The sequence below is a fragment of the Janibacter sp. YB324 genome, from assembly GCF_014217915.1.
In the GTDB taxonomy this organism is placed as follows: domain Bacteria; phylum Actinomycetota; class Actinomycetes; order Actinomycetales; family Dermatophilaceae; genus Janibacter; species Janibacter indicus.
In genome coordinates, this window is the sequence record NZ_CP060120.1 from 1,324,824 (window position 1) to 1,349,551 (window position 24,728).

General features: G+C 71.2%; 19 protein-coding genes. 11 read left to right on the forward strand and 8 right to left on the reverse strand.

What is annotated here, in order from left to right:
- Positions 1 to 6: 6 nt before the first annotated feature.
- Genes H7A72_RS06400 through H7A72_RS06415 form a run of 4 tightly spaced genes read left to right on the forward strand, consistent with a single transcriptional unit; the run spans position 7 to position 4,953 of the window.
- Positions 7 to 1,668, forward strand: coding sequence for an NAD(P)/FAD-dependent oxidoreductase (locus H7A72_RS06400; RefSeq protein WP_185222024.1), 1,662 nt, complete (start codon positions 7 to 9; stop codon positions 1,666 to 1,668).
- A gap of 47 nt (positions 1,669 to 1,715) precedes the next feature.
- On the forward strand, positions 1,716 to 2,465 hold the full coding sequence (locus H7A72_RS06405; RefSeq protein ID WP_185222025.1) for an SDR family NAD(P)-dependent oxidoreductase: 750 nt from the start codon (positions 1,716 to 1,718) through the stop codon (positions 2,463 to 2,465).
- A 53-nt stretch (positions 2,466 to 2,518) separates the two neighbouring features.
- Positions 2,519 to 3,586, forward strand: a complete 1,068-nt coding sequence (locus H7A72_RS06410; protein WP_185222026.1) for an alcohol dehydrogenase — start codon at positions 2,519 to 2,521, stop codon at positions 3,584 to 3,586.
- Positions 3,583 to 4,953, forward strand: a complete 1,371-nt coding sequence (locus H7A72_RS06415; protein ID WP_185222027.1) for an NAD-dependent succinate-semialdehyde dehydrogenase — start codon at positions 3,583 to 3,585, stop codon at positions 4,951 to 4,953. Before H7A72_RS06410 ends, H7A72_RS06415 begins: the two co-directional genes overlap by 4 nt.
- A 93-nt stretch (positions 4,954 to 5,046) precedes the next feature.
- Here the strand turns inward: H7A72_RS06415 and H7A72_RS06420 are convergent, their stop codons facing one another.
- The 5 genes from H7A72_RS06420 to glnA all read right to left on the reverse strand — a co-directional run bounded on the left by H7A72_RS06420 (position 5,047) and on the right by glnA (position 12,908).
- Positions 5,047 to 6,414 (reverse strand): SPFH domain-containing protein, encoded by a 1,368-nt coding sequence (locus tag H7A72_RS06420; protein WP_223277810.1) that lies wholly within the window; start codon positions 6,412 to 6,414, stop codon positions 5,047 to 5,049.
- Positions 6,407 to 8,230, reverse strand: a complete 1,824-nt coding sequence (locus tag H7A72_RS06425; protein WP_223277811.1) for an SPFH domain-containing protein — start codon at positions 8,228 to 8,230, stop codon at positions 6,407 to 6,409. Before H7A72_RS06425 ends, H7A72_RS06420 begins: the two co-directional genes overlap by 8 nt.
- A 223-nt stretch (positions 8,231 to 8,453) precedes the next feature.
- Positions 8,454 to 9,593 carry an MFS transporter gene (locus tag H7A72_RS06430; protein ID WP_185222028.1) on the reverse strand — a complete coding sequence of 380 codons (1,140 nt, stop codon included), beginning with the start codon at positions 9,591 to 9,593 and terminating at the stop codon, positions 8,454 to 8,456.
- Between the two features lie 156 nt (positions 9,594 to 9,749).
- Positions 9,750 to 11,264 (reverse strand): acetyl-CoA hydrolase/transferase family protein, encoded by a 1,515-nt coding sequence (locus H7A72_RS06435; protein WP_185222029.1) that lies wholly within the window; start codon positions 11,262 to 11,264, stop codon positions 9,750 to 9,752.
- A 219-nt stretch (positions 11,265 to 11,483) separates the two neighbouring features.
- Positions 11,484 to 12,908 (reverse strand): type I glutamate--ammonia ligase, encoded by a 1,425-nt coding sequence (gene glnA, locus H7A72_RS06440; RefSeq protein WP_084450510.1) that lies wholly within the window; start codon positions 12,906 to 12,908, stop codon positions 11,484 to 11,486.
- A 208-nt stretch (positions 12,909 to 13,116) separates the two neighbouring features.
- Here glnA and H7A72_RS06445 point away from each other — a divergent pair, with 208 nt between their 5' ends.
- The 7 genes from H7A72_RS06445 (at position 13,117) to H7A72_RS06475 (ending at position 21,554) form a co-directional block, all read left to right on the forward strand.
- Complete coding sequence (locus H7A72_RS06445; RefSeq protein WP_084450509.1) at positions 13,117 to 13,530, forward strand: RDD family protein; 414 nt, start codon at positions 13,117 to 13,119, stop codon at positions 13,528 to 13,530.
- Positions 13,531 to 13,601: 71 nt separating this feature from the next.
- Positions 13,602 to 14,837, forward strand: coding sequence for a glycosyltransferase family protein (locus H7A72_RS06450; protein ID WP_084450508.1), 1,236 nt, complete (start codon positions 13,602 to 13,604; stop codon positions 14,835 to 14,837).
- Positions 14,837 to 16,126 carry a glycosyltransferase gene (locus tag H7A72_RS06455; protein ID WP_185222030.1) on the forward strand — a complete coding sequence of 430 codons (1,290 nt, stop codon included), beginning with the start codon at positions 14,837 to 14,839 and terminating at the stop codon, positions 16,124 to 16,126. Before H7A72_RS06450 ends, H7A72_RS06455 begins: the two co-directional genes overlap by 1 nt.
- Positions 16,123 to 17,448: a glycosyltransferase family 4 protein gene (locus tag H7A72_RS06460; RefSeq protein ID WP_185222031.1), complete on the forward strand. Its 1,326-nt coding sequence runs from the start codon at positions 16,123 to 16,125 to the stop codon at positions 17,446 to 17,448. Before H7A72_RS06455 ends, H7A72_RS06460 begins: the two co-directional genes overlap by 4 nt.
- Positions 17,445 to 19,277 (forward strand): ABC transporter ATP-binding protein, encoded by a 1,833-nt coding sequence (locus tag H7A72_RS06465; protein WP_185222032.1) that lies wholly within the window; start codon positions 17,445 to 17,447, stop codon positions 19,275 to 19,277. The genes H7A72_RS06460 and H7A72_RS06465 overlap by 4 nt, the downstream gene beginning before the upstream one ends.
- Entirely contained in the window at positions 19,264 to 20,433 is a 1,170-nt protein-coding gene (locus tag H7A72_RS06470; protein WP_185222033.1) for a phosphotransferase, read from the forward strand. Before H7A72_RS06465 ends, H7A72_RS06470 begins: the two co-directional genes overlap by 14 nt.
- A complete protein-coding gene (locus H7A72_RS06475; RefSeq protein WP_185222034.1) occupies positions 20,430 to 21,554 on the forward strand; it encodes a phosphotransferase in 1,125 nt (374 codons plus the stop codon). Before H7A72_RS06470 ends, H7A72_RS06475 begins: the two co-directional genes overlap by 4 nt.
- A 24-nt stretch (positions 21,555 to 21,578) precedes the next feature.
- Here the strand turns inward: H7A72_RS06475 and H7A72_RS06480 are convergent, their stop codons facing one another.
- Genes H7A72_RS06480 through lipA form a run of 3 tightly spaced genes read right to left on the reverse strand, consistent with a single transcriptional unit; the run spans position 21,579 to position 24,728 of the window.
- Positions 21,579 to 22,856 (reverse strand): M18 family aminopeptidase, encoded by a 1,278-nt coding sequence (locus H7A72_RS06480; protein ID WP_185222035.1) that lies wholly within the window; start codon positions 22,854 to 22,856, stop codon positions 21,579 to 21,581.
- A gap of 56 nt (positions 22,857 to 22,912) precedes the next feature.
- Complete coding sequence (locus tag H7A72_RS06485; RefSeq protein WP_084450502.1) at positions 22,913 to 23,635, reverse strand: DUF4191 domain-containing protein; 723 nt, start codon at positions 23,633 to 23,635, stop codon at positions 22,913 to 22,915.
- A 37-nt stretch (positions 23,636 to 23,672) separates the two neighbouring features.
- Positions 23,673 to 24,728 carry a lipoyl synthase gene (lipA, locus tag H7A72_RS06490; protein ID WP_185222036.1) on the reverse strand — a complete coding sequence of 352 codons (1,056 nt, stop codon included), beginning with the start codon at positions 24,726 to 24,728 and terminating at the stop codon, positions 23,673 to 23,675.

Here is a 24,728-nt window from a genome sequence, read left to right on the forward strand (position 1 = left end):
CCCGACATGAGCACCAGCACCACGACCATCCAGCACCCCACCAGCGGCACGCACACCGAGGCCGACTACGACGCCGTCATCATCGGCGCCGGGTTCGGTGGCATCTACATGCTGCACAAGCTGCGCAACGAGCTCGGCCTGACAGTCAAGGCCTTCGAGAAGGGCGGCGGCATCGGCGGCACGTGGTACTTCAACCGGTACCCCGGCGCGAAGTCCGACACCGAGGGCTTCGTCTACCGCTACTCGTTCGACAAGGACCTGCTGCAGGAGTACGACTGGACGACGCGCTACCTCGACCAGGACCACATCCTCGACTACCTCAACCACGTCGTCGATCGCTACGAGCTGCGCCAGGACATCCAGCTCAACACGGAGATCACCGGCTCGCGCTACGACGAGGACCGTGACCTGTGGGTCGTCACCACGGCGAGCGGGGAGCAGGTCACGGCGCGCTACCTCGTCAACGGACTGGGACTTCTGGCGAAGACCAACATCCCCGACATCGCTGGCGCGGACTCCTTCGAGGGCACGATGGTGCACACCAACGCCTGGCCCGCCGACCTCGACCTCACGGGCAAGCGGGTGGGAGTCATCGGGACCGGTTCCACGGGAACGCAGTTCATCGTCGCGGCCGCCAAGGTCGCCGGTCACCTCACGGTCTTCCAGCGGTCGCCGCAGTACGTCGTCCCCTCCGGCAACGGCCCGATGGACCCGGCCGAGGTCGAGGAGATCAAGCGCAACTTCGACAGCGTGTGGGACCAGGTGCGTGGCTCCGCGACTGCTTTCGGCTTCGAGGAGAGCACGGTCGAGTTCGACAGCGTCTCCGAGGAGGAGCAGCAGCGCGTTTTCCAGGAGAACTGGGACAAGGGCAACGGCTTCCGCTTCATGTTCGGCACCTTCTGCGACATCGCGACGAACGAGAAGGCCAACGAGGCTGCAGCAGCCTTCATCCGGTCCAAGATCGGTGAGGTCGTCGACGACCCCGAGACCGCCCGCAAGCTGACGCCGACCGACCTCTACGCCAAGCGTCCGCTGTGCAACGAGGGCTACTTCGAGACCTTCAACCGGGACAACGTCTCCCTCGTCTCGATCAAGGAGACCCCCATCGAGGAGATCACCCCTCGTGGTGTGCGCACCTCGGACGGGGTCGAGCACGAGCTCGACGTGCTCGTCTTCGCCACCGGTTTCGACGCCGTCGACGGCAACTATCGCTCGCTGGACCTGAGAGGTCGGGGCGACACGCACGTCAACGACCACTGGGCGGACGCGCCGAAGAGCTACCTCGGTGTGACGACCGCGGACTTCCCCAACATGTTCATGATCCTCGGTCCCAACGGGCCCTTCACCAACCTCGTTCCCAGCATCGAGACCCAGGTGGACTTCATCACCGACGTCATCCGCGACGCCGAGGAGCGGGGCGGAGCCGTCGTCGAGGCGACCCACGAGGCGGAGCAGGAGTGGACGGCCACGTGCACCGAGATCGCCAACATGACCGTCTTCCCCAAGGCCGAGTCGTGGATCTTCGGGGCCAACATCCCCGGCAAGAAGAAGTCCGTCCTCTTCTACATGGGGGGTCTGGGCAACTACCGCGGAACCCTGCAGGACATCCAGGACAACGACTTCCGGGGCTTCGCCTTCACCGAGGCCACCGACAGCGTCCCGGCCTGACCCCACCGCACCACCCCTCATCGATCAACGAACACAAGGAGTACGTCATGACTGGAAAGCTCGACGGCAAGGTCGCCCTCATCACCGGAGCCTCGATGGGCCAGGGCGCCGCCGAGGCCCGGCGGTTCGCGCAGGAAGGAGCCCGACTGGTGCTGTGTGACCTGCCGGCCCGTCAGGCCGAGCTCGACGCCCTCGCGGAGGAACTGCCCACGGAGGCGGTCACCCACCCCTTCGACGTCAGTGACCCGGCCGGCTGGGAGTCTGCCGTGGCCACGGCGGAGGAGACCTTCGGCACGCTCGATGTCCTCGTCAACAACGCCGGCATGCTCGACATGAACGGTGTGGAGGGCACCTCCCTCGAGACCTGGAACCGCGTCGTGGCGGTGAACCAGACCGGTGTCTTCCTCGGGATGAAGACCGCCGTACCCGCGATGAAGCGCGCCGGCGGTGGCTCGATCATCAACATCTCGTCGATCTTCGGCCTCATCGGCAGCGGTGGCGCCGCCGCCTACAGCAGCACGAAGGGGGCCGTGCGGCTCCTGAGCAAGACGGCCGCCGTCGAGCTGGCCGGGCTGCCGATTCGGGTCAATTCGGTCCACCCCGGCGTCATCGACACCGACATGGTGACCCACGTCGTGCCCGACGAGGTGACCGAGGCCCTGCTGGCCGCCACGCCCCTGGGCCGCAAGGGCACGCCTGACGAGATCGCCGCCGGCGTCGCCTTCCTCGCCTCCGACGACGCGTCCTTCATCACCGGAGCCGAGCTCGTCATCGACGGCGGCTACACGACCAGCTGAACCCCACCCCCCTTCGCCACGTCCCGTCCCGGACCCACACCACGAGGTTGACCATGCAGACGTACGCCGTCGTCTCCGACGCGAGCACCGACATGTCGCAGATCGAGATCCCGACACCCGAGCCCCAGGGGACCGAGGTCCTCCTGAGAGTCACGCACTCCGGTGTGTGCCACACCGACACCCACCTGCGTGAGGGGTACTACGACCTCGGTGCGCGCGGCAAGATGCGCATGGTCGATCGGGGGATCCCCTACCCGCTCGTCATGGGCCATGAGGTCGTCGGCGTCGTCGAGCAGGTCGGGACACAGGCCACGGGCGTGGCGAAGGGGGAGACCCGACTGGTCTATCCGTGGACGGGGTGTGGCGAGTGCGCGGTCTGCCTCGCCGGGCGGGAGAACGCCTGCGCCCAAGGGCGCAACATCGGCGTCGCCCGCCCGGGTGGATATGCCGACCACGTGCTCGTGCCGCACCCGCGCTACCTTCTCGACATCGAGGGTGTCGACCCGAGCTGGGCCGCCACCATGGCCTGCTCCGGTCTGACGGCCTACAGCGCGGCCCGCAAGGTCCTGCCGCTGCCCGAGGATGCTCCCGTCGTCGTCATCGGGGTCGGCGGCGTCGGCCTGACGGCAGTGGCGACCCTCTCGGCCCTGGGGCACCGCAACATCTGCGCGGTGGACATGTCCGAGGACAACCTCGCCGCTGCCCGTGAGCTCGGTGCCACCACGACCGTGGTCTCGGGCAGCGATCTGGTTGCGTCCGTCACGGAGGCGGTAGGTGGCCCGGTCGACGCGGTCATCGACTTCGTCAACAACAGCCAGACGGCGCCGACGGCCTTCGACCTACTCGTCAAGGGCGGCAAGATGGTGCAGGTCGGACTCTTCGGTGGCGATGTCACCATCCCGACCGCGCTCCTGGCGCTGAAGATGCTGCGGATCGAGGGCAGCTTCGTCGGGTCTCTCGGCGAGCTCGAGGAGGTGGTCGACCTGGCCAAGCAGGGCAAGGTCCCGCGCATCCCCGTCACCGAGGGGGAACTGGATCTGGCCTCGGTCACCGGCACGCTCGACCGCCTCACCCGCGGTGGCGTGACCGGCCGCATCGTCCTGAAGGGAGCAGCACAGTGAGCCAGTACGCGACGACCAACCCCGCGACGGGTGAGGTGCTCGAGCAGTTCGACACGATGAGCGACGCGGAGGTGAAGTCTGCGCTCGCATCCGCCCAGGCCGGCTACACCGCGTGGCGACGGGTGCCGCTCGACGAGCGGACCGCGCTCCTGCAGCGCATCGCCGACGGTCACCGCGAGCACGCGGACGAGCTCGCTCTCCTCATGAGCACGGAGATGGGCAAGCCGGTCGCCCAGGCCAAGGGCGAGGTTGCGCTCGCGGCGTCGATCTACGAGTACTACGCGACTCAGGGGCCGACGTTCCTGGAGGAGGAGGTGCTCGACATCGCCGGTGCCGGCTCAGCGGTCGTGCGCACCGATGCCATCGGCCCGCTGGTGGGGATCATGCCGTGGAACTTCCCCTACTACCAGGTGGCCCGCTTCGTCGCGCCCAATCTCCTGCTGGGCAACACGATCCTGCTCAAGCACGCGAGCAACTGCCCGCAGCAGGCCCTGCGGATCGAGCAGATCATCGAGGACGCAGGGGCGCCGCGGGGCGTGTACCGCAACGTTTTTGCGAGCAACGAGCAGATCGCGGACATGATCGCCGACCCGATCGTCCAGGGGGTCTCGCTCACCGGGTCCGAGCGCGCGGGCCAGGCGGTCGGCAAGGTCGCCGGTGAACACATGAAGAAGTGCGTCCTCGAGCTCGGCGGGTCCGACCCGTGCATCGTGCTCGCGGATGCCGACCTGCCGAGTGCGGCGTCGGCCGCCGCGACCGGTCGCTTCGCCAACGCCGGCCAGGCCTGCACCTCGGCCAAACGGATCATCGTCGAGGACGCGGTCTACGACGACTTCGTCGAAGCCTTCCTCGACGAGGCCCGGGCCTGGACGCACGGTGACCCCGCCGACCCCGACACCAAGCTGGGCCCGATGTCCTCCGTCGGTGGTCGCGCCGATCTCGCGGAACAGGTGGACGACGCCGTGGCGAAGGGAGCCACGGTCCACCTCGGTGGCGAGACCCCGCTGGGGGAGGGCGCATGGTACCCGGCGACGGTCCTGTCCGGCGTCAACCCGACGATGCGCGCCCACCAGGAGGAGCTCTTCGGACCGGTCGCGGTGCTCTACCGGGCCGCGTCCGCAGAGGAGGCCGTGGCGATCGCCAACAACTCTCCCTTCGGCCTGGGTGCAGCCGTCTTCGGTAGCGGGAGCAAGAGCACCCGGGATGTCGCGGACCAGCTCGACGTCGGGATGGTCGGAATCAACACACTCATCAAGAGCGCGCCGGACATGCCCTTCGGAGGGGTGAAGAATTCCGGGGTCGGTCGCGAGCTGGGGCGCTTCGGGCTCGACGAATTCGCCAACAAGAAGCTCGTGCGCACCCTCTGAGCCACCACAGCTCCCTGAGGAGATCGCCCGCGGCCGTCTCGAAGGGTTGGCTTCGAGACGCGCCCGGGGTCGGCCTCCTCAGCCAGCGTGGGGTCAGCCGTCCGTCTGCTCTCGCACGGCCTCGGCGGCGCGCTCGGCGACCTCGTCGACGGCTCCGCCCACCCGCCGCGCAGCGCGCCGCGGCGCAGCGCCACCACCCGACTGCAGTTGCGGCAGCAGCTGGGCCATGAGCAGCGTCGACAGCGCGGAGCTGTCACCGGCGCCGGCGTCGGTGTGCACGATGACCGGGCGCGGGGCGTCCTCGGCGAGGGTCGCGCCGACGTCGAGGCGACGACGGGCCAGCTCGTAGCCGAGCACCGCGCGGTTGTCGCGGTAGGCGGTGGCCAGCTGCTCCTGGGCCTTCGCCTCGCCCTGTGCCGCAACGAGGTTGGTGCGGGCGCGGGTCTCGATCTCGTAGCGCACCTTCTGCGCCTCGGTCTCGCGCTCCTCGAGCATCTGGGCGACGTCCTTGCGCGCCTTGTTGAGCGAGGCCTGGACCTCGACGACCTTGGCGTCGCGCACCTTCTTCGACCGCTCGATCTCGAGCAGCAGGGTGTCGATGCGGCGCTTGCGCGTCAGCTCCCACTCCTTCTCGTACGCGACGAGCTCCTTGGCCACCCGCTCCCGCGTCGCGAGGTGCTCGCGGTACTGGTCGGGCAGCTGCACGTCGGGGATGTTGCAGCCCATGATCTGCACGCCGTAGCGGGTCAGCTGGCGGTTGAGCAGGTCCTGCATGTCCTTGACGTCGCTGCCGCGCAGGTCGTAGGCCTGCTCGGTGCGCACCTGGCGGCTGCGCTGCCGGATCGCGTCCTGCACCGAGTTGCTCAGCACGAGGTCGAAGTTGCCGGCGCCGATCGTCTGGACGAAGCGGATCGCGTCGACGATGCGGAAGCGCAGGAAGAACTCGATCGACTTCAGCGGCACGTTCTCGTGGGTCGGCGAGCTGAGCACCGGTGCGGTGTAAGGGATCTCGGTCGTCACGTCGACGACGTAGGCGACCCGCGCCCAGGGGTGCCACAGGTAGTGGCGGCCCGGGGAGAGGCCGGGTCCGGTGATCGCGCCGAACTTCGTCAGCACGCCGATCGTGCCCTCCTCGATCTCGATGATCGAGCTGCGCCACCACCACAGGGCCGACAGCATGAAGGCGAGGATCGCGACGAAGATCGACAGCCCGCCGAGGGCGCCGTGGTCGGTCGCGGCGAGGAGGACACCGCTGAGCAGTGCCCACACGCCGAACCACACGAGGGAGGTCCAGCGCATCCCGCGCTTGTCCTTGGGGATGACGACCGGTACGAGCGAGCCGGAGTCACCGCCGCGCAGGTAGCGCGCGACGTCGCCCCACCCGGAGACGACCTCCTTGATCGAGCTCATGCCCTGGCCGCGCACCGCGCGGACCGCCTGCTCCATCACCTGGTCACTCACTGCGCTCACCCTCCGTCGACATGTCGGTCACCTGGACGCGCGGGGCCGGGGCCACGCGGGGTGCCGGCGGCACCGGCGGGGCGCCCGGGGCGGGCGCTGCCAGGCCGGGCGGCGGGGGCGGCGGGTCCTCCCCTTCGTCCTGCAGGTCGGACCGCGGGTTGGTGTCCTCCGGGGCCGAAGGGGGCGGGGTCGCCTCCTCCTGCACGGCGCCGATGGCCTCGGTGACGCTCTCGTCGGTCACCGACTGCCGGATCTCGTCGAGACGCTGCGCGCCCTCGGCGTCGAGGTCGGACTCGGTGACCGGCAGGATCTCGACATCGCTCTCCTCGGGCACCTGCAGCAGCTGCTCGATGTCGGCCTCGCGCTCGGAGACGCGGGCGGCGATGTCGGCCTGGCGGGCGCGGATGGCCTCCATGTCCTCGGGGGTGAAGAGCTGCGCGGCCTGACCGCCGACGAGCTGGCGGGCGATCTGCAGGTAGTCGACGCCCTCCGACTCCTCGCCGACCCGCACGATCTGCGGCAGCGACCCGGAGACGCCCTCCATCTTGTCGAGCATGTCCTGCTGGTAGCGGTAGTCGAGGATCTCCGGCGCGAGAGCCGCGCTCAGCGCGCGGATGTCGAGGGCCTGGGCCTCGAGCAGCGCGGCATTGGCATTGGCCTCGGACTCCGACTCGACGAAGCGCTGGCGCGCCACGGCGTTGGCCCGGTTGGTCTCTCGCTCGAGGGCGGTGTCCATCTGGGCCTGGTAGCGGGCGATGTCGGCCTGGATGGCGGAGAGGTTCTCGTTGAGCGAGGCGAGGTCCTTGTTGAGGTCACCCTCGTTCTGCTCCTTCTTCAGCCCCAGCTCGTAGTCGTAGGTGTAGGCCTCCTTGGCCACCCGGATCATCTCCGGTGCCGCGAGGTCCATGCGGTACTCCTGCGCCGAGGGCTCGGCGTGGGTGATGTTGGCCGTCGTCAGCTCGACCGCCGGGGCGAACTGCGCGTTGAGCTGCTCGAGCAGACGCGCGGTGCTCTCACCGACGAGGTCGTAGATGCCCGAGGCCTCCTGCTCGTAGATCAGCGAGCGGGTCGTCTCGGAGATGGCGTTGTTGAGCTTGTCCTGGAAGCCCTGCACGGCACCGAGGACGAAGACGAACTCGCGGGCGCTGACGATCCGGAACTGGAGGAAGAGGTCGACCGAGGCCTGCACGCCGGACTTCGTCGGGGCCGAGCGGATCGGCGCGTTGAAGGGGTACTCCCGGGTGGTGTTGACGATGTAGGACACGCGCTTCCACGGGTTCCACAGCGTCACCCGCCCCGGGCCCACCTCGGCCTCGACCTTGCCGAAGCGCGAGATCAGCGCGGTGCAGCCCTCGGGCACCATGACCATGCCCTGGCGCCACCACAGGAAGGCGGCGGCCAGCAGCACGAGCAGCCAGTAGTGCGGCCCGAAGACGGCGAAGCTCATCCCGAAGGGGATGAGCACGATGAGCCCGACGACGCCGAGCGCCGCGAGCGCGAGCACGGGCAGCATGGCCGTGAGGCGACCACCCTTGGGCATGACCATCGGGGTGATGACGTGCACCGGGCCGGTCTGGCTCATCTCGTAGCGGCTGCGGCTGAGTGCCTCGGCCGCGTTGTCGAGGGAGACGTGCTCGGCGTTGATCCGGGTGCCGGCGGACCCCCCTTCGCCCCGGGCCGCGGGGAAGTCCCGCGCGTTGAGGTCGAAGCCGGCGCCCTGCGCCCGCTCCATGACCTGGTCGACGGCCCCGCCCATGCCGGCCGCGTCCGCGACCTGCCGGGCAGCGTTCATGAACTGCTGCGCCCCTGTGCTCAACCCAATCCCCTTCGTGGTGCTGGTCTGCCGCGATCCTTTCACGCGGAGGCCAGCCCGGGGGAGGGGGAGCTCTCCCCACCTTCGCCCACGTTGGTCGAGGTGCGAGGAGCTCTGCGACGAGCCTCGAGACCTGGTGGGTGGCCTCGAAGGGCTACAGCTGCGTGTTGAGGTACCGCTGGACCTGGGCCACCGTCCGCGAGCGGTGGTCGAGGTGTGAGGAGCGCTAGCGACGAGCCTCGAGACCCCGTCGCCGCACCGCCAGCGGCAACGTCAGCAGCGCGAAGACCCCGGTCGCGGCCAGCGCGGTGGGGAAGTCCGCGGCGACCGCGATCGCACCGACGACCACCGAGCCGATGGCCGAGCCGAGGTCGAAGCCGACGTTCCAGATCGAGCTCGCCAGCCCGAGGTGCCGGCGGGTGACCGAGGCGAATGAAATGAGGAGGGTGAGGTTCTGCAGCGCTCCGTAGGCGCTGCCGAGGAGCAGCGCGCCGAGCAGCAGGACCGGGACGGACTGGTCGTGGACGGCCCAGGCGATCGCGCCGACCCCGAGCACCGTGATGATGACGAAGGGGGCGACGAATCGCTCAGCACCGTGCCGGTCGGCGACGCCACCGATCCACCATCGGAAGATCGCCGCCATGAGCTCCATGAGGGCCAGCGCCGGGATGACGACCGCGGGGTCGCGCACCATCTGCGGGCCGAAGGTGAGGACCGCGCCGCCGGCGATGGTCACGCCGAGCAGCAGGACCATCGGTCGGAGCAGGGTGATCGCGGCGCGGGCGGTGCTCGGCCCGCCCGCGTCAGCGTCGTGGTCACCGGAGGAGGGGAAGTCGTCGAGGACGCGCCCGAGGGCGAAGGCTGCGGGGATCCCGAGCAGGGGAGCGGCGCCGATGGTGAAGACCGGCACGAAGTCGATCGTCTCCGCCACCCACGAGCCGAGGGGCAGCAGCACGACCTGGGGCCCGGCGATCGCCAGGCCGTAGGCACCGACGGCCTTGCCTCGGGTCTTGGGGTCGGACAGCTCTGCGACCGCCGCGCTGCCCGCGACGGTGAGGATGCCGAAGCCCACGCCGCGCACGGCGGACAGGGCGAGGACGGCGGGCAGGGCATCGCTCGCGATGAGACCGAGCGACGGGGCGCCGAGCAGGGCGAGGCCGGCGGCGAGCGCTGGCCCCCAGCCGAAGCGGCGCAGCAGTCCGGGGACGGTGAACTGGGTGAGCACGGTGACGAGCAGCAGCACGCCGTTGACCAGACCGGCGCCGCCTTCGTCGGCACCGCCGTGCACCGCCCACAGGGGCGCCACGGGCATGAGGACGGCGAACCCGCTGAACCCCAGGAAGGTCGCCAGGAGGAGGGAGGGCATCCCTCGCGCGGTCCACACACTGCTCACTGGCAGCAGTCTCTCACCCTCACGTTGGTCGAGGTCCGAGGAGCTCTGCGACGAGCCTCGAGACCGCGGCCGTCTCCTCTCGGTCCCTCAGGAGGCCACCCGCGGACATCTCGAAGGGGCCGGATCCACTCAGCTCTCGAGCATGCTCCCCGTCTCGAGGAAGCGCTCGTGCCAGCTCAGCGCCTCGCCGAGCAGGTGCGGGGTGTGCACGGCGTCGGGCCGGGCGGCCTGCGCGCGGGCGAGGTAGTCGTGCAGCGCGGGGCGGAAGGCGGGGTCGGCGCAGTGGTCGATGATCCGCGGCGCCCGCTTGCGCGGGGAGAGGCCGCGCAGGTCGGCCAGCCCGTGCTCGCTGACGATGATCTGCACGTCGTGCTCGGTGTGGTCGACGTGGCTGGCCATCGGGACGAAGGCGGAGACCTTGCCCCCCTTCGCCGTGGAGGGGGTGAGGAAGAAGTTGAGGAAGGCATTGCGGGTGAAGTCGCCGCTGCCGCCGATGCCGTTCATGATCCGGCTGCCGGCGATGTGCGTGGAGTTGACGTTGCCGTAGATGTCGGCCTCGATCATGCCGTTCATCGCGATGACGCCGAGGCGTCGGACGAGCTCGGGGTGGTTGGAGATCTCCTCGCTGCGCAGCAGGATCCGTCCCTTGTAGCTGCTGATGTTGGCGAGGAAGCGCTCGACGCCCACGTCGGAGAGCCCGAAGGAGGTCGCCGACGCGGCCCGCACGGTCCCGCTGTCGAGGAGGTCGAGCAGTCCGTCCTGGAGCACCTCGGTAAAGGCGACGAGGTTGGTGAACTCGCTGTCGTCCAGGCCCGCGAGCACGGCATTGGCGACATTGCCGACGCCGGACTGCAGCGGCAGGAGCGAAGGGGGGATCCGCCCGGCCCGCACCTCGTGCCGGAGGAAGTCGACGACGTGACCCGCGATCGCCCGCGAGGTCTCGTCGGGCGGGCTGAAGGGGGAGTTGCGGTCGGGCCGGTCGGTCTCGACGACGGCGACGACCTTGGCCGGGTCGACCCGCAGGTAGGGGTCGCCGATCCGCTGCATCGGGTCGGTCAGCTGGATCGGGCGACGGTGCGGCGGCAGCTGGGTGCCGTAGTAGACGTCGTGGAAGCCCTCGAACTCGCGCGGCTGCCAGTGGTTGACCTCGAGGATCACCCGGTCGGCCTGGTCGAGCCAGGTCTTGTTGTTGCCGACCGAGCTGCTCGGCACGAGCAGGCCGTTGGGCAGCACCGCGGTGACCTCGACAACGGCGACGTCGAGGTTGCCGTAGAAGCCGAACCACATGTGCTGGGCGGAGTGGCTCAGGTGCGCGTCGACGTAGTCGACCTCGCCGGAGTTGATGAGTCGGCGCATCGTCGGGTCGGAGTTGTACGGCAGGCGGGAGGAGACTCCCTTCGCCTCGGCGAGGACGCCGTCGGCGTCTGGTGCGGTGGACGCGCCGGTCCACAGCCCGATGCGGAAGTCCTCGCCCCGAGCGTGCGCCGTGACGATCCGGTCGTGCAGCGCCGTCGGCAGCGCCTTGGGGTAGCCGGCGCCGGTGAAGCCGCTCATCCCGACGTTGTCGCCGGGGTGGATCAGCTGCGCCGCCTCCTCGGCGGTGGTGACGCGGGTGGCGAGGACCGGGCAGGTGATGCGGCTCATGCGTGCATCGTGTCAGTTGCCCCTCACGACCCGGACAGAGCCGGTCTCGCACGGCTCCACCCTGAAGGTTGTGTGCTGAACCGGTAGCCGTGGGAGCCGGCAGCACTGATGGGGGCCCGCCGGCTCCCAGGGCTACCGCTTGGACACAGGGCAAGCATGACGAAGGCCCCAGATCCCCGGAATACCGGGGATCTGGGGCCTGTCGCTTGCCCAGTCGGCTCAGATGCCGAAGTACATCTCGAACTCGTGCGGGTGCGGGCGCACCTGCAGGGGGAGCACCTCGTTCTCGTACTTCCACTGGATCCAGGTGTCGATGAGGTCCTGGGTGAAGACATCGCCCTCGAGCAGGAACTCGTGGTCGGCCTCGAGGGCCTTGAGCACCTCGGGGAGCGAGGTCGGGACCTGCTCGATGGCCTCGTGCTCCTCCGGCGGCAGCTCGTAGAGGTCCTTGTCGACCGGCTCCGGGGGCTCGATGCGGTTCTTGATGCCGTCGAGGCCGGCCATCAGCTGGGCGGCGAAGCACAGGTAGGGGTTGCTCGACGGGTCCGGGATGCGGAACTCGACGCGCTTGGCCTTGGGGGAGTTGCCCGCGATCGGGATGCGGATGCAGGCCGATCGGTTGCGGGCCGAGTAGACGAGGTTGATCGGGGCCTCGAAGCCCGGGACCAGGCGGTGGTAGCTGTTGGCCGTCGGGTTGGTGAAGGCGAGCAGCGCGGGGGCGTGCTTGAGCAGACCACCGATGTACCAGCGGGCGATGTCGGACAGGCCGCCGTAGCCCTGCTCGTCGTAGAAGAGCGGCTCGCCGTCCTTCCACAGGGACTGGTGGGTGTGCATGCCCGAGCCGTTGTCGCCGAAGATCGGCTTCGGCATGAAGGTGGCCGTGCGGCCCTCCTGCCAGGCCGTGTTCTTGACGACGTACTTGAACTTCATGATGTCGTCGCCGGACTGGAGCAGGGTGTTGAACTTGTAGTTGATCTCCTGCTGACCCGCGGAGCCGACCTCGTGGTGGGCGCGCTCGACCTCGAGGCCGACGGTCTTCATGTTCAGGCAGATCTTGTCGCGCAGGTCGGCGAAGTGGTCCACCGGCGGCACGGGGAAGTAGCCGCCCTTCATGGCCGTCTTGTAGCCCTGGTTGCCGCCCTCCTCCTTGCGACCGGAGTTCCACTTGGCCTCGATCGAGTCGACGAAGTAGTAGGAGCCCTGCGGCTGGGTGTCGAAGCGCACGTCGTCGAAGACGTAGAACTCGGCCTCGGCGCCGAAGTAGGCGGTGTCGGCGATGCCGGTCGACTTGAGGTAGGCCTCGGCCTTGGCCGCGACGTTGCGCGGGTCGCGGCTGTACTGCTCACCGGTGAAGGGGTCGACGATCGAGAAGTTGACGATGAGCGTCTTCTCCTCGCGGAAGGGGTCCAGGTAGGCGGTCTTGATGTCCGGGACGAGCTTCATGTCGGACTCGTGGATGGCCTGGAAGCCGCGGATCGAGGAGCCGTCGAACATCTGGCCCTCGGTGAAGAAGTCCTCGTCGATGGACTCGGCCGGCACGTTGAAGTGCTGCATGATGCCCGGCAGGTCGCAGAAGCGGATGTCGACGAACTTGACGTCCTCGGCCTTGATGAACTCAAGAACCTCGTCAGGGGAGCTGAACAAACCATCCTCCTGGGGTGGGGGCGGCGGGCCGCTCTGACCTGCCGCGTCAACTGTTGGTGACGACTGTAGGCAGGGCCGGTTTCCCGACCATGACCCGAATGTTTCACCGGTGTTACGTGAGACTGGCGTCCCACGGGTTGAGACCAACCCTAGCGGTCGCGGGCCCCACGGTTCAGGAACGTCCACGACCGCCGCATAGGCTGCCCCGGTGAGCAGCAGCACCGGCCGTCCCGCCCCCACCCCGGACGAAGGGGGTGACCATGCCCCGCTGGGGCGCCGCCTCGTCGCGATCGTGGTCGACTGGGTCGCCTGCCTGCTCATCACCCACGGCCTCATCGGCCGGGTCGTCGAGCTGTCGCCGGAGGCCTTCTCCTTCGCCCCGCTCGCCCTGCTCTTCCTGCTCAACCTCGCCGGTGTCACCCTGGGAGGTGCGACCTTCGGTCACCGGCTCCTCGGGCTGCGCGTGGTGCCGATGGCCGGGGAGTGGGTCACCCCCCTTCGTGCCGCCGTGCGGGCCGCCCTGCTGTGCCTGGCGATCCCGGCGATGATCGTCATCTCCGACGACGGCCGTGGCCTGCACGACCGCGCCGCCGGCACGCGGATCGTGCGCGCCTCCCGCTGAACCGCGACGGATGAGGGCTTCCTCATCTCCACTTCACGTTCACCTCACGACGGGCACCCACTGTTGTCCGCGTGACCACGACACCCCGGCGCCGCATCGCCTTCTACTCCCACGACACCCAGGGACTGGGACACATCCGGCGCAACCTCGCCCTCGCCGCCGCCATGGTGGCGGCCGAACCGCGCACGGACGTCCTCGTCCTCACCGGTGCCCCACAGGCGACGTCGCTGCCGCTGCCGCCCAACACCGAGGTCGTCACCGTCCCGACCGTGGCCAAGGACGGCGAAGGGGGTTACGCCGCAGGGACCTTCGCCATGGACCTGTCCGCGGTGCTCGCCCTGCGCTCCGACCTGATCACCTCGGCGCTCGTGGCCTTCGCCCCTGACGTCGTCGTCGTCGACAAGGTGGCCCGCGGCCTCGACGGGGAGCTCGAGCAGGCGCTCGAGGCGCTGCACGACGTGCGCGGCCACACGACGGGGGAGCGACCGCGCATCGTCCTCGGCCTGCGTGACGTCCTCGACGACCCGCTGACCGCGATCCGTGAATGGCGCGAGGCGCGCACGACCCAGGCGATCCGCGACCACTACGCCGAGGTCTGGGTCTACGGCGACCGGTCGGTCGTCGACGTCGTCGCCGACTACGACCTGCCGCGCGCCGTCGCCGCCAAGGTCCGCTACACCGGCTATCTCGCCGAGGGCCGCGGGGAGGGGCTGCTCGCCCCGCGCGACGAGCCGAAGCGGCGTCCGGTCCCCAGGCCCTACGTGCTGTGCATGGTCGGCGGCGGGCAGGACGGCTACGACACCGCGCTCGCCTTCGCCCGGGCCGGCTACCCCGACGGGCACACCGGTGTCATCGTCACCGGCCCCTACATGCAGCCCTCGCTGCGCCGCCGGCTCACTGCGATCGCCGCCGAGCGGGACGACCTGCTCGTGCGTGACTTCGTCACCAACACCCTCGACCTCATCGGCGGCGCCGAGGCCGTCGTGTCCATGGGCGGCTACAACACCGTCTGCGAGGTCCTCGCCGAGGACGTGCCTGCCCTCGTCGTGCCGCGTGTCCGCCCCCGCCAGGAGCAGCTCGTGCGCGCCGAGCGACTGCAGGACCTCGGCCTCGTCGACACCGTGCACCCCGACGACGTCACCCCCGAGCAGCTCGGCGCCTGGCTGACCGCCGCGGTGACCTCGAGCTCCACCCGCGACCACGACGCGGTCGCCCTCGACGGGCTGCGTCGCGTCCCCGACCTCGTCGCCGGGCTCCAGCCCGCCACGGCACCCCACCTCGACGACCTGCAGGAGATGGCCAGCTGATGACCACGACACCCGCCCCCCGCGTCGGCTACGTGCTGAAGATGTACCCGCGCTTCTCCGAGACCTTCATCGTCCACGAGATCCTCCAGCAGGAGGCCGCGGGCACCCACGTCGAGGTCTTCTCCCTTCGCCTGCCGATCGACGGTCGCTTCCACGAGGCCCTCGCGCACGTGCAGGCGCCGGTCACCTACCTCTCCCGGGAGCACAAGGCGAGCCTCTTCTGGTCCGCGCTGCAGGAGGCCGCGCGTGACGTGCCGACGGTCGCCGACCACCTCGACGAGCTGCTCGCCGCGCCCGAGGACGTCGCCCTGGCCGCCGTCGAGCTCGCCGGTGCGGTGCGGCGCTCGCGCCTGGAGCACCTGCACGCCCACTTCGGCTCGATCGCCGCCGACGTCGCCCGTCTGGCCGCCCGGCTCACCGGCGTCACGTGGTCCTTCACCGCCCACGCCAAGGACATCTTCCACGACGAGGTCGACCACGCCTCGCTGGCGACGAAGTTGCGCGAGGCGCACACGACGGTGACCGTCAGCGAGTTCAACCGCACCCACCTGCGCTCCACCTTCGGTGCCGACGCGGACCGCGTGGTCCGGCTGTACAACAGCGTCGACCTGACGGCCTTCCCCTTCGCAGCGAAGGGGGAGACCCCCGGCCCCACCCGCATCGCCGCGGTGGGTCGCCTCGTCGAGAAGAAGGGCTTCGGCGACCTGCTCACCGCCGTGGCCAGGCTCGTCGCGGCGGGCCGCGACGTCCGCGTGGACCTCGTCGGTACGGGCCCGCTCGAGGCCACCCTGCGCCAGCAGGTCGGCGACCTCGGACTCGACGAGGTGGTGACGATGCACGGGGCGCTGCCGCAGTCGCGGGTGCGCGAGATCGTCGCTGCCGCAGACGTCTTCGCCGCGCCCTGCGTCATCGGCGAGGACGGCAACCGCGACGGCCTGCCGACCGTCCTCCTCGAAGCGCTCGCCCTGGGCACGCCGGCGGTCTCGACGCCCGTCACGGGCATCCCCGAGATCGTCCGACACGAGGAGACCGGGCTGCTCGTGCCCGAGGCCGACGCCGCGGCCCTCGCCGATGCCATCGCCGCGACCCTCGACGACCCGGACGCGGCCGCCGAGCGCGCCCTCGCCGCTCGCGCTCTGCTCGAGGCCGACTTCGACTTCCGCGACCACGCGCGGGCGCTGCAGGCGCTCTTCGCCGCCGCCATCGCCTCCCAGGGAGACCGCACGACCGAGGGAGACCGCATTGCCCTACGGCAATGCGGACACGAGGGCGGGAGGGCCGTGGCATGAAGCGCGTCGCATACGTCTCCACCGACCCGGGCGTCCCCGTCTTCGGGAGCAAGGGTGCCTCGGTCCACGTCCAGGCGGTCGTGCGCGAGCTCCTCCGTCGCGGCACCGAGGTGCACCTGGTCACCGCGCGCCTCGGTGGCGACCTGCCCCGGGGGTTGGGCGGTGTCGTCGTCCACGAGCTGCCCCGGATCACCGGCACCCCGGGCCGCGAGCGTGAGGAGTCCGCCCGACGGTCCGCACGCGCCGCTGCCGACGTCCTCGCCCGGGTGCACTCCGACACCCCACTCGACCTCGTCATGGAGCGCTACTCGCTGTGGTCCGACGCCGCGATGACCTGGGCCCGGGCCTGCGACGTCCCCGGTGTCCTCGAGGTCAACTCGCCGCTCGTCGACGAGCAGGCGCAGCACCGGGTGCTCGCCGACCGGGTCGGCGCCGAGGCCATCGCCCGGCGGGCCTTCGACGCGGCCGACTCCGTCGTCGCGGTGTCCGAGCCGGTCGCCCGCTGGGTGCTCGACCGCACCGACAACCGCAACGTCACCGTCGTGCCCAACGGCGTCGACACCCGCTACATCCGGCCGGGTCTCGAGGGTCGGCCGCAGGCGGCCTCCCACCTCGACCAGCGCGGGGAGCCGCGGGCGGCCTCCCACCTCGACCAGCGTGGGGAGCCGAGGGCGGCCTCCCACCTCGACCAGCGTGGGGAGCCGCGGGCGGCCTCCCACCTCGACCAGCAGACCCCCTTCGTCATCGGCTTCGTCGGCACGCTCAAGCCCTGGCACGGGGTCGAGGTGCTCGTCGAGGCCTTCGCCCGGCTCGCCCGGACCGACGACGGGACGCGGCTGCGGCTCGTCGGCGACGGCCCGCAGCGGGCGGCGATCGAGGCGCAGGCCGAGCGCCTGGCTGTCGCCGACCGGGTCGACCTCGTCGGTGCCGTCGCCCCCGAGCGGATGCCCGAGGAGCTCGCCCGGATGGACCTGGCCGTCGCGCCCTACCCGCAGCTGCCGGACTTCTACTTCTCCCCGCTCAAGCTCTACGAGTACCTCGCGGCCGGCCTGCCCGTCGTGGCCAGCGACATCGGCCCCGTCGGCGAGGTGCTCGACGGAGGCCATCTCGGGGTGCTCGTCACGCCCGGGGACGAGACCGAGCTCGCCGCCGCGCTCGCCGGGCTGCGCAGCGACGCCGCGCTCCGCGCCGAGCTGGGCGACCTCGGACGTCGGGCGGCCGTGAGCCGGCACGACTGGAGCCTCGTCGTCTCCCGGATCCTCACCACGGTGCCGGTGCGACCCCCTTCGCTCGCCGACGACCTGCTCGGGCGGAGCGCATGACCGCTCCCGTCCTGCCCAAGCCGCGCAAGCCGCAGGGCATCCGCGAGGCGGTCCCCGGGCTGCGTCGGCTCGTCCCGCACGTGCGAGCCCACCTGCGGCGCCAGCGCACGCTCATCGCCGGCGGCGGCGTCGCGATGGCCCTCGAGGTCGTCATGCGGCTGCTCGAGCCGTGGCCGATGAAGTTCGTCATCGACGGCGTCATCGGCCATCTCGGTGCCGACCTGTCGCAGGAGCAGCCCGACAACCTGCAGCAGGTCCTCGTGCTCGCCTGCCTCGGGCTGCTCGTCGTCGTGCTGCTGCGCGCCCTCGCCAGCTACGCGATGACGGTCTGCTTCGCGCTCGCCGGCAACCGGCTGCTCACCTCGGTGCGCGCCGACGCCTTTGCCCACCTGCAGCGGCTCTCCCTGGGGTTCCACGACCGGGCCCGCACCGGTGACCTCGTGCAGCGGATCACCAGCGACGTCGGCCGGCTCAAGGAGGTGGCCGTCACCGCGGCCCTGCCGCTCGTCGGCAATCTTGCGACCCTCGCCGCGATGCTCGTCGTCGTCCTCGTGCTCGACTGGCAGCTCGCGCTGTGCATGCTCGTCGTCTTCCCGGTCTTCCTGCTCACCGGCCGCACCGCGACCAGCCGCATCCACACCGTCTCGCGCAAGCAGCGCAAGGCGGAGGGTCACCTGGCGACGCTCGCGACCGAGACCCTCTCGTCGATGAAGGTCGTGCAGGCCTACACCCTCGAGCCCGAGATGCAGTCGCGCTTCGCCTCGGACAACGTCAAGACGCTCAAGGACGGGGTCAAGGCCAAGAAGTTGTCGGCCGGCCTCGAGCGCTCCACCGACGTGCTCGTCGGCGTGGCGACCGCGCTCGTGCTCTACGTCGGCGCCCAACGCGTCCTCGCGGGCGCGCTCACCCCCGGCGAGCTCGTCGTCTTCGTCACCTACCTCAAGGCGGCCTTCAAGCCGATGCGGGACCTCGCGAAGTACACCGGGCGCATCGCCCAGGCCGCTGCGTCCGCGGAGCGGGTCGTCGACCTGCTCGAGCAGGAGCCCCGCGTGCGCGACGCCTCCTGGGCCCGCTCCGGACGCCGGCTGCGCGGCCACGTCGAGCTCGAGGACGTCTGGCTGTCCTACGTGCCCGGTCACGCCGTGCTGAGCGGGGTCGACCTGCGGGTGGCCGCGGGGGAGCGGGTGGCGATCGTCGGTCCGTCGGGCGCCGGCAAGTCCTCGCTCGCCGGCCTGCTGTTGCGCATGCAGGACCCCGACTCGGGCACGGTGCGACTCGACGGCTGGGACCTGCGCGACCTCACGGTCCACGACGTGCGCAGCCAGGTCGCGATGGTCCTGCAGGAGAGCCTGCTCTTCGCCACGAGCATCCGCGACAACATCGCCATGGGCGCCCCCGGCGGGGCGGGGTCGGTGACCGACGAGCAGGTCGTCGAGGCGGCGCGGGTCGCTGGTGCGCACGAGTTCATCATCGCGCTGCCGCAGGGCTACGACACCGTCGTCTCCGAGCGCGGCACGACCCTCTCGGGTGGGCAGCGACAGCGGATCGCCATCGCCCGGGCCGTCGTCAGGGACGCGCCCGTCGTCGTCCTCGACGAGGCGACGACCGGCCTCGACGGGGCCACCGAGGAGGAGGTCACCGCCGCCCTCGACCGGCTCACCGCCGGGCGCACGACGATCGTCATCACCCACGACCTCGACGCGGCCCGCGCCGCCGACCGGGTGCTGTGGATCGACGGTGGCCGGGTCGCCGACTCGGGCCGCCCCGACGAGGTCCTCGCCCGGCACGCCGACGAGCTGGAGGAGGTGGCGAGCGGTGCCCGCACATGACGCCCACGCGCGGCTGGCTGCGCACGACCCGGCGGTGGGCTCCCTTCGCCTGCTGCTGGGGACCGACGAACTGGCAGATCGTCTCGGGACGCCGGTCACCCGCGGCCACCTGCGGTACAAGCCGGGGACGAGCGCGACCGCGCTGCTCGACGTCGACGGCCGGTCGGCCATCGGCTATGCGTGGGGCCCGGCGCGTGAGGAGAAGCGGCACAAGGCGGTCCGTCGGGTCACCGCCGAGGACGTGCTCCTCGACGACCCCGACTCCGGGCTGCTCGTCGTCGACGCGCGCACCGACCGCCACCTCAAGGCCCTGCGCACCCGCGTCCGCGCCTGGCCGGGCGGCACGCACACGCTGGCCCACAAGCCGGCCCGCCGCTGGGTGGGGCGCAGCGGTCCCCGCGTCCTGCGGGTGTATGCCAAGAGCGGGTACGCGCGGGCGCTCGCCGGCCACGCCACCGTGCTCGCCGACGGTGGCGGCGGCTCGGGGTTTCGCCTGCCGCAGGTGCTCGAGCGCGACGACGCCGGGCTGATCGTGCTGCGGCACCTGCCCGGCAGCGCCCTCGGTGCGACGGTGGGCGAGCCGGAGCTGCGTCGCCTCGGTGCCTGCCTCGGCGCCTTCCACACGAAGGGGGTGGACCGCGCGGCTCCGTGCGTCGAGCCGCCGGTGGGCACCCATCGTGCGCTGCGTGCGCTGGAGCCCGTCCTGCCGGGTGCCGCCGACGCCGCTGCCGATATCGAGTCGACCGCGCGCGGCTCCCTTCGCCCCGGGCCGGTGGGGCTCGTCCACGGAGACCTCTCGCTCGACCAGGTGGTGGCCGACGGTCACGACCTCGGGCTCATCGACCTCGACCGGGCCGGCCGGGGCAACCCGCTCGACGACATCGCGAGCCTGCTCGCCGTGCTCGTCCTCGACCGCCTGTCGGACGGACTCTGCGCGCAGGCGGCACCGGGTGTGGTGACGCGGGCCGCCGCACCCCTTGTCGCCGGACACGCGGCGACGGGGCCGACCGGGCTCGGCGACGACCTGGGACCGCGGATCGCCCTGCAGCTGCTGGCCCGAGCGCTGGAGCCCTTCCGCGCCGGTCACCCGATGTGGCCGGAGGTGACCGCCCAGGTGCTGGGGGCCGCGGAGGAGCTGGGGAGGTGGCGGTGGTGAGCACGGACTTCGCCGAGGTCGTCGCCGGCTGCGCCGACCTCGGGCTGGAGCTCGAGCGGGCTCACCCGCGGCCCGACCGGCTGCACCTCGATCTGCGTGAGGCCGGTCGACGGGTGATCGGTCAGTGGCTGCCCGACGGCGCTGCGGCCGCGCGCACGGCTGATGTGACGCAGGCGGTGGCGCCCGGCATGGTCGAGAGGCGGGGCGAGCACCTCGTCCTGCAGCACGGGGGCGCGGACGCTCGTCTGGTCTCGCTCGCCCGGCTCGTCGCCGGCGGCGCCGAGCTCGTCGTGCACCGGCCGGAGCGGCGAGCCGTGGTGCGGGGGGAGTCGGCCGCGGGTCCGTTGTGGACCAAGGCGGCTCGCCCGCGGCGGGCCGGTGACCTCGTGCGGCGCATGCAGGTGGCCGCCGACGTGCCGGGACTGCGTGCCCCGGTCGTCACCGGCTGGGACGAGGGGTGCGGCACGATCACGCTGAGCCACCTGCCGGGACGCACCCTGCACGACCTGCTGCACGGGCCGGTGGTCGACGGGCCGGCCGCCGACGTGGCCGAGCCGGTCGGCGAGGCGGTGGGCGTGGCGGTCGGTGAGTCCGTGCGCCGGCTCCACGACGCCGGCGAGGTCGACGGGGTCGCCGGGCACGACCTCGGCGCGGAGGTCGACGCCACCCGCGGCCTGCTCGATCTCGCCCGTCACCATCGCGCGCTGCCGGTAGGTCGACTCGAGGCCCTCCACCAGGACGCGGCCCGCGCTGCCGCCGTCGTCGTCGGTGCGGGCCGGGACGGCCGCCGCAGCCTGCTCCACCGCGACCTGCACGACAAGCAGCTGCTCGTCGACGTCGGCGCCGACGGGGCGCTCGAGGTCGGGATGCTCGACGTCGACACCCTCGGGCTCGGGGACCCGGCGCTCGACCTGGGCAACCTCCTGGCCCACCTCGACCTGCGGGTCGAGCAGGGCTGGACCGACCAGGGGAGTGCCCGTGACGTCGAGGCGGGCGTGCTCGCCGGCTATCGACCCGACGAGCGCACCACGCAGGCGGCGGCCGGCTATCGCGCACTCACCCGAGCACGGCTGCGGGCGCTCTACGCCTTCCGGCCGGCGGACCTGCCGACCGGCTGGTGACCCGCCGGTGACCCGTCGAGGGGATCAGCCGCCGAAGTAGGTCTGCGCCACCCGCGACAGGTCGAGCAGGTCGCTCGTGCCGGCGAGCTCGCGCGCCGAGTGCATCGACAGGATCGGGATGCCGACGTCGACCGTGCGGATGCCCAGTCGGGTCGCGGTGATGGGGCCGATGGTCGACCCGCACGGGACGGTGTTGTTGGAGACGAAGTCCTGGCTCGTCACACCGGCGTCGGCGCACCAGCCGCGCCACGCCGCGGAGCCGACGCCGTCGCTCGCGTAGCGCTGGTTGGCGTTGAGCTTGAGGATCGGCCCGGAGCCGAGGACCGGACGCACCTGCGGGTCGTGCTTCTCGGGGTAGTTGGGGTGCACCGAGTGGCCCACGTCGCTGGAGACGCACCACGAGGAGGCCAGCGCCTGCATCCGCTCACCGCGGTCGGCACCCAGGGCGAGACCGATGCGCTCGAGGACCTCCTCGAGGAAGGGACCGCCCGCACCGGAGCGGGTCGCGGAGCCGACCTCCTCGTGGTCGAAGACCGCGAGCATCGGGATGTGGTCTGCGGCGAGGTCGTTGCCGATCCGGGCCATCGCGACCGTGCCGGCGTGGACGCTCGCCAGGTCGTCGAGTCGACCCGCGGCGAAAAAGACGTCGTCCTTGCCGAAGACGGCGCCGCGGGCGCTGTCGGCCGTCACGAGGTCGTAGCCGCGGACCCGCGAGGCGTCGACACCGGCGGTGGCGGACAGCTCGGCGAGCAGGTCGGCGGACTCCGTGGCACCCACGCCCCACACCGGCTGGGTCTGCGTCTGCTTGTCGAGCGCGAAGCGCTCGTTGGCCTGGCGGTCGAGGTGGATCGCCAGCTGTGGCAGCCGCAGCAGCGGGCCGGAGTCGGCGAGCACGACGGTGCCGTCGTCGAGGACGAGCCGGCCGGCCAGGCGCAGCTCACGGTCGAGCCACGAATTGAGCAGGGGGCCGCCGTAGACCTCGACGCCCGCCTGCAGCCACCCGAGGCGCCCGGTCGTGGGCTGCGGCTTGAGCTTGAAGCCGGGGGAGTCGCTGTGGGCGCCAAAGATGCGCACCGGTGTCGTCTCCGTCGCTGAGGTCGGCACGACCCAGGCGATGACCGCCCCCTCGCGCACGACGAGGTAGCGCCCGGGGGCCTGCGGCCACGCATCCGTCTCGAGGAGAGCGGTGAAGCCGGCGTCCTCGAGGCGTCGGGCCACCTCGGCGGCCGCGTGGTAGCTCGACGGGGAGGCGTCGACGAAGGCGGCGAGGTCCTCGGCGTGGGCGGTGGCGGCAGCGGTCACGAGCGGTCTCCCGAGGGTCGACGGTGGTGGCGCCGCGGGCCGGCGCCGCGGGTGGGTCAGCGGCCGCGCAGCGCGCTGCGGTTCATCCGGGCACGGCTCGGGTCGACCCCGGCCGGGACGCCCTGACGGATGCCGGGGAGGGACTTCAGCCGCTTGTTGACGACCGACATCTCCTCCTTGGACAGCGCCGGGCGCAGCTTGGTCAGCGTCATGCGGATCTTGCGCGGGGGCAGCTCGCCCTCACCGGTGCCGACGATGAAGGTGTGCACGGGGACACCGGGGGCGACCCGCGAGACCTTCTTGGTCTCCTTGACGAAGAGCTTGTCGACCCGGTGCTTGGGCCCCTCGCCGAGCAGGACGATGCCCGGGCGACCGAGGGCGCGGAAGACCACGGCGGCGGTGTTGATCTCGCTGGGCTTTGTCGCGTCGGCGGCGACCGGCTCCTGGTCGTAGTACCAGCCGCGACGCAGCGCCGACAGGCCGCCGATGGAGGCGCCACGCTGGCCCTCCATCTGGGCGAAGGCCGCGCGCTCACCGCGACGGGAGAGCACGATCATCGCCGCGAGCAGCGCGAAGGGGATCGCCACGATCAGGGCGAGGATGACGTGGCCGACGAGCAGGCCGATGAGCGTGCCGACGCCGAGCACGACGACGAAGGCGAGGAGCATCCACAGGGTGACCTGGGGGTCGATCGCCTTGATCGTCCTGTAGACCGAGGCGATCCGCTTGAAGGGGTTCTCGCGCTTCGGCTTGGCGGGCTGGTCGCTCTTCTTGGCCATGAGGAGAGAGTCTAGTTGCTCTCGCTGGGTGCCCCGGTCAGCCCTCGGTGCCGGTGGCCGGCTGGTCGAGGATCGCCTGGGCGCGCGACGTGGCGACGAGCGTGGCCGCCTCCTGGCGGGCCGGCTCGTCGATGGCCTCGGCGAGGTGCGAGAGGTGCTCGGGGATCGGCCGACCCCACTTGCGCATCGCGGTCGCGTAGAGCCGTCCGGCACGGTAGCTCGAGCGCACGAGCGGCCCGGCCATGACGCCCTTGAAGCCGATCCCCTCGGCGAGCTCGCTCCAGTGGACGAACTCCTCGGGCTTGACCCACCGGTCGATCGGGTGGTGCAGCTTGGAGGGGCGCAGATACTGGGTGATCGTGAGGATGTCGCAGCCCGCCTCGTGCAGGTCGCGGATCGCCTCCTCGATCTCGTGGTCCTCCTCGCCCATCCCGAGGATGAGGTTGGACTTGGTGACCAGCTCGGCCTCGCGGGCCATAGACAGCACCTTGAGCGACTTCTCGTAGGTGAAGGCGGGCCGGATCTTGCGGAAGATGCGCGGCACGGTCTCGAGGTTGTGGGCGAAGACCTCGGGGCGGGCGTCGAAGACCTGGCCGACGAGCTCCGGCTTCGCGCCGAAGTCGGGCGGGAGGATCTCCACGCCGGTGTGGGGGTTGAGGGCGTGGATCTGTCGGATCGTCTCGGCGTAGAGCGCGGCGGCACCGTCGGGCTGGTCGTCGCGGGCGACGCCCGTGACGGTGGAGTAGCGCAGGCCCATCTCCTGGACGGACTCGGCGACGCGGCGCGGCTCGTCCATGTCGAGGCTCGTCGGGCGGCCGGTCGCGATGTCGCAGAAGTCGCAGCGCCGGGTGCACACGTCACCGCCGATGAGGAAGGTCGCCTCGCGGTCCTCCCAGCACTCGAAGATGTTGGGGCAGCCGGCCTCCTGGCAGACCGTGTGCAGGCCGGCGCCACTGACGCGGCCACGCATCTGGTTGTACTCGGGGCCCATTTTGGCGGTGGTCCGGATCCACTCCGGCTTGCGCTCGATCGGGGTCTCGGCGTTGCGCGCCTCGACGCGCAGCAGACGACGTCCTTCGGGTGCGACGGTCAC

Bases quoted from the DNA above. Each gene is read 5' to 3' on its own strand.
- H7A72_RS06485 (WP_084450502.1), bottom strand. From the start codon at position 23,635: ATGGCCAAGAAGAGCGACCAGCCCGCCAAGCCGAAGCGCGAGAACCCC.
- H7A72_RS06400 (WP_185222024.1), top strand. From the start codon at position 7: ATGAGCACCAGCACCACGACCATCCAGCACCCCACCAGCGGCACGCAC.
- H7A72_RS06430 (WP_185222028.1), bottom strand. From the start codon at position 9,593: ATGCCCTCCCTCCTCCTGGCGACCTTCCTGGGGTTCAGCGGGTTCGCC.
- H7A72_RS06460 (WP_185222031.1), top strand. From the start codon at position 16,123: ATGAAGCGCGTCGCATACGTCTCCACCGACCCGGGCGTCCCCGTCTTC.
- H7A72_RS06455 (WP_185222030.1), top strand. From the start codon at position 14,837: ATGACCACGACACCCGCCCCCCGCGTCGGCTACGTGCTGAAGATGTAC.
- H7A72_RS06405 (WP_185222025.1), top strand. From the start codon at position 1,716: ATGACTGGAAAGCTCGACGGCAAGGTCGCCCTCATCACCGGAGCCTCG.
- H7A72_RS06435 (WP_185222029.1), bottom strand. From the start codon at position 11,264: ATGAGCCGCATCACCTGCCCGGTCCTCGCCACCCGCGTCACCACCGCC.
- H7A72_RS06465 (WP_185222032.1), top strand. From the start codon at position 17,445: ATGACCGCTCCCGTCCTGCCCAAGCCGCGCAAGCCGCAGGGCATCCGC.
- H7A72_RS06410 (WP_185222026.1), top strand. From the start codon at position 2,519: ATGCAGACGTACGCCGTCGTCTCCGACGCGAGCACCGACATGTCGCAG.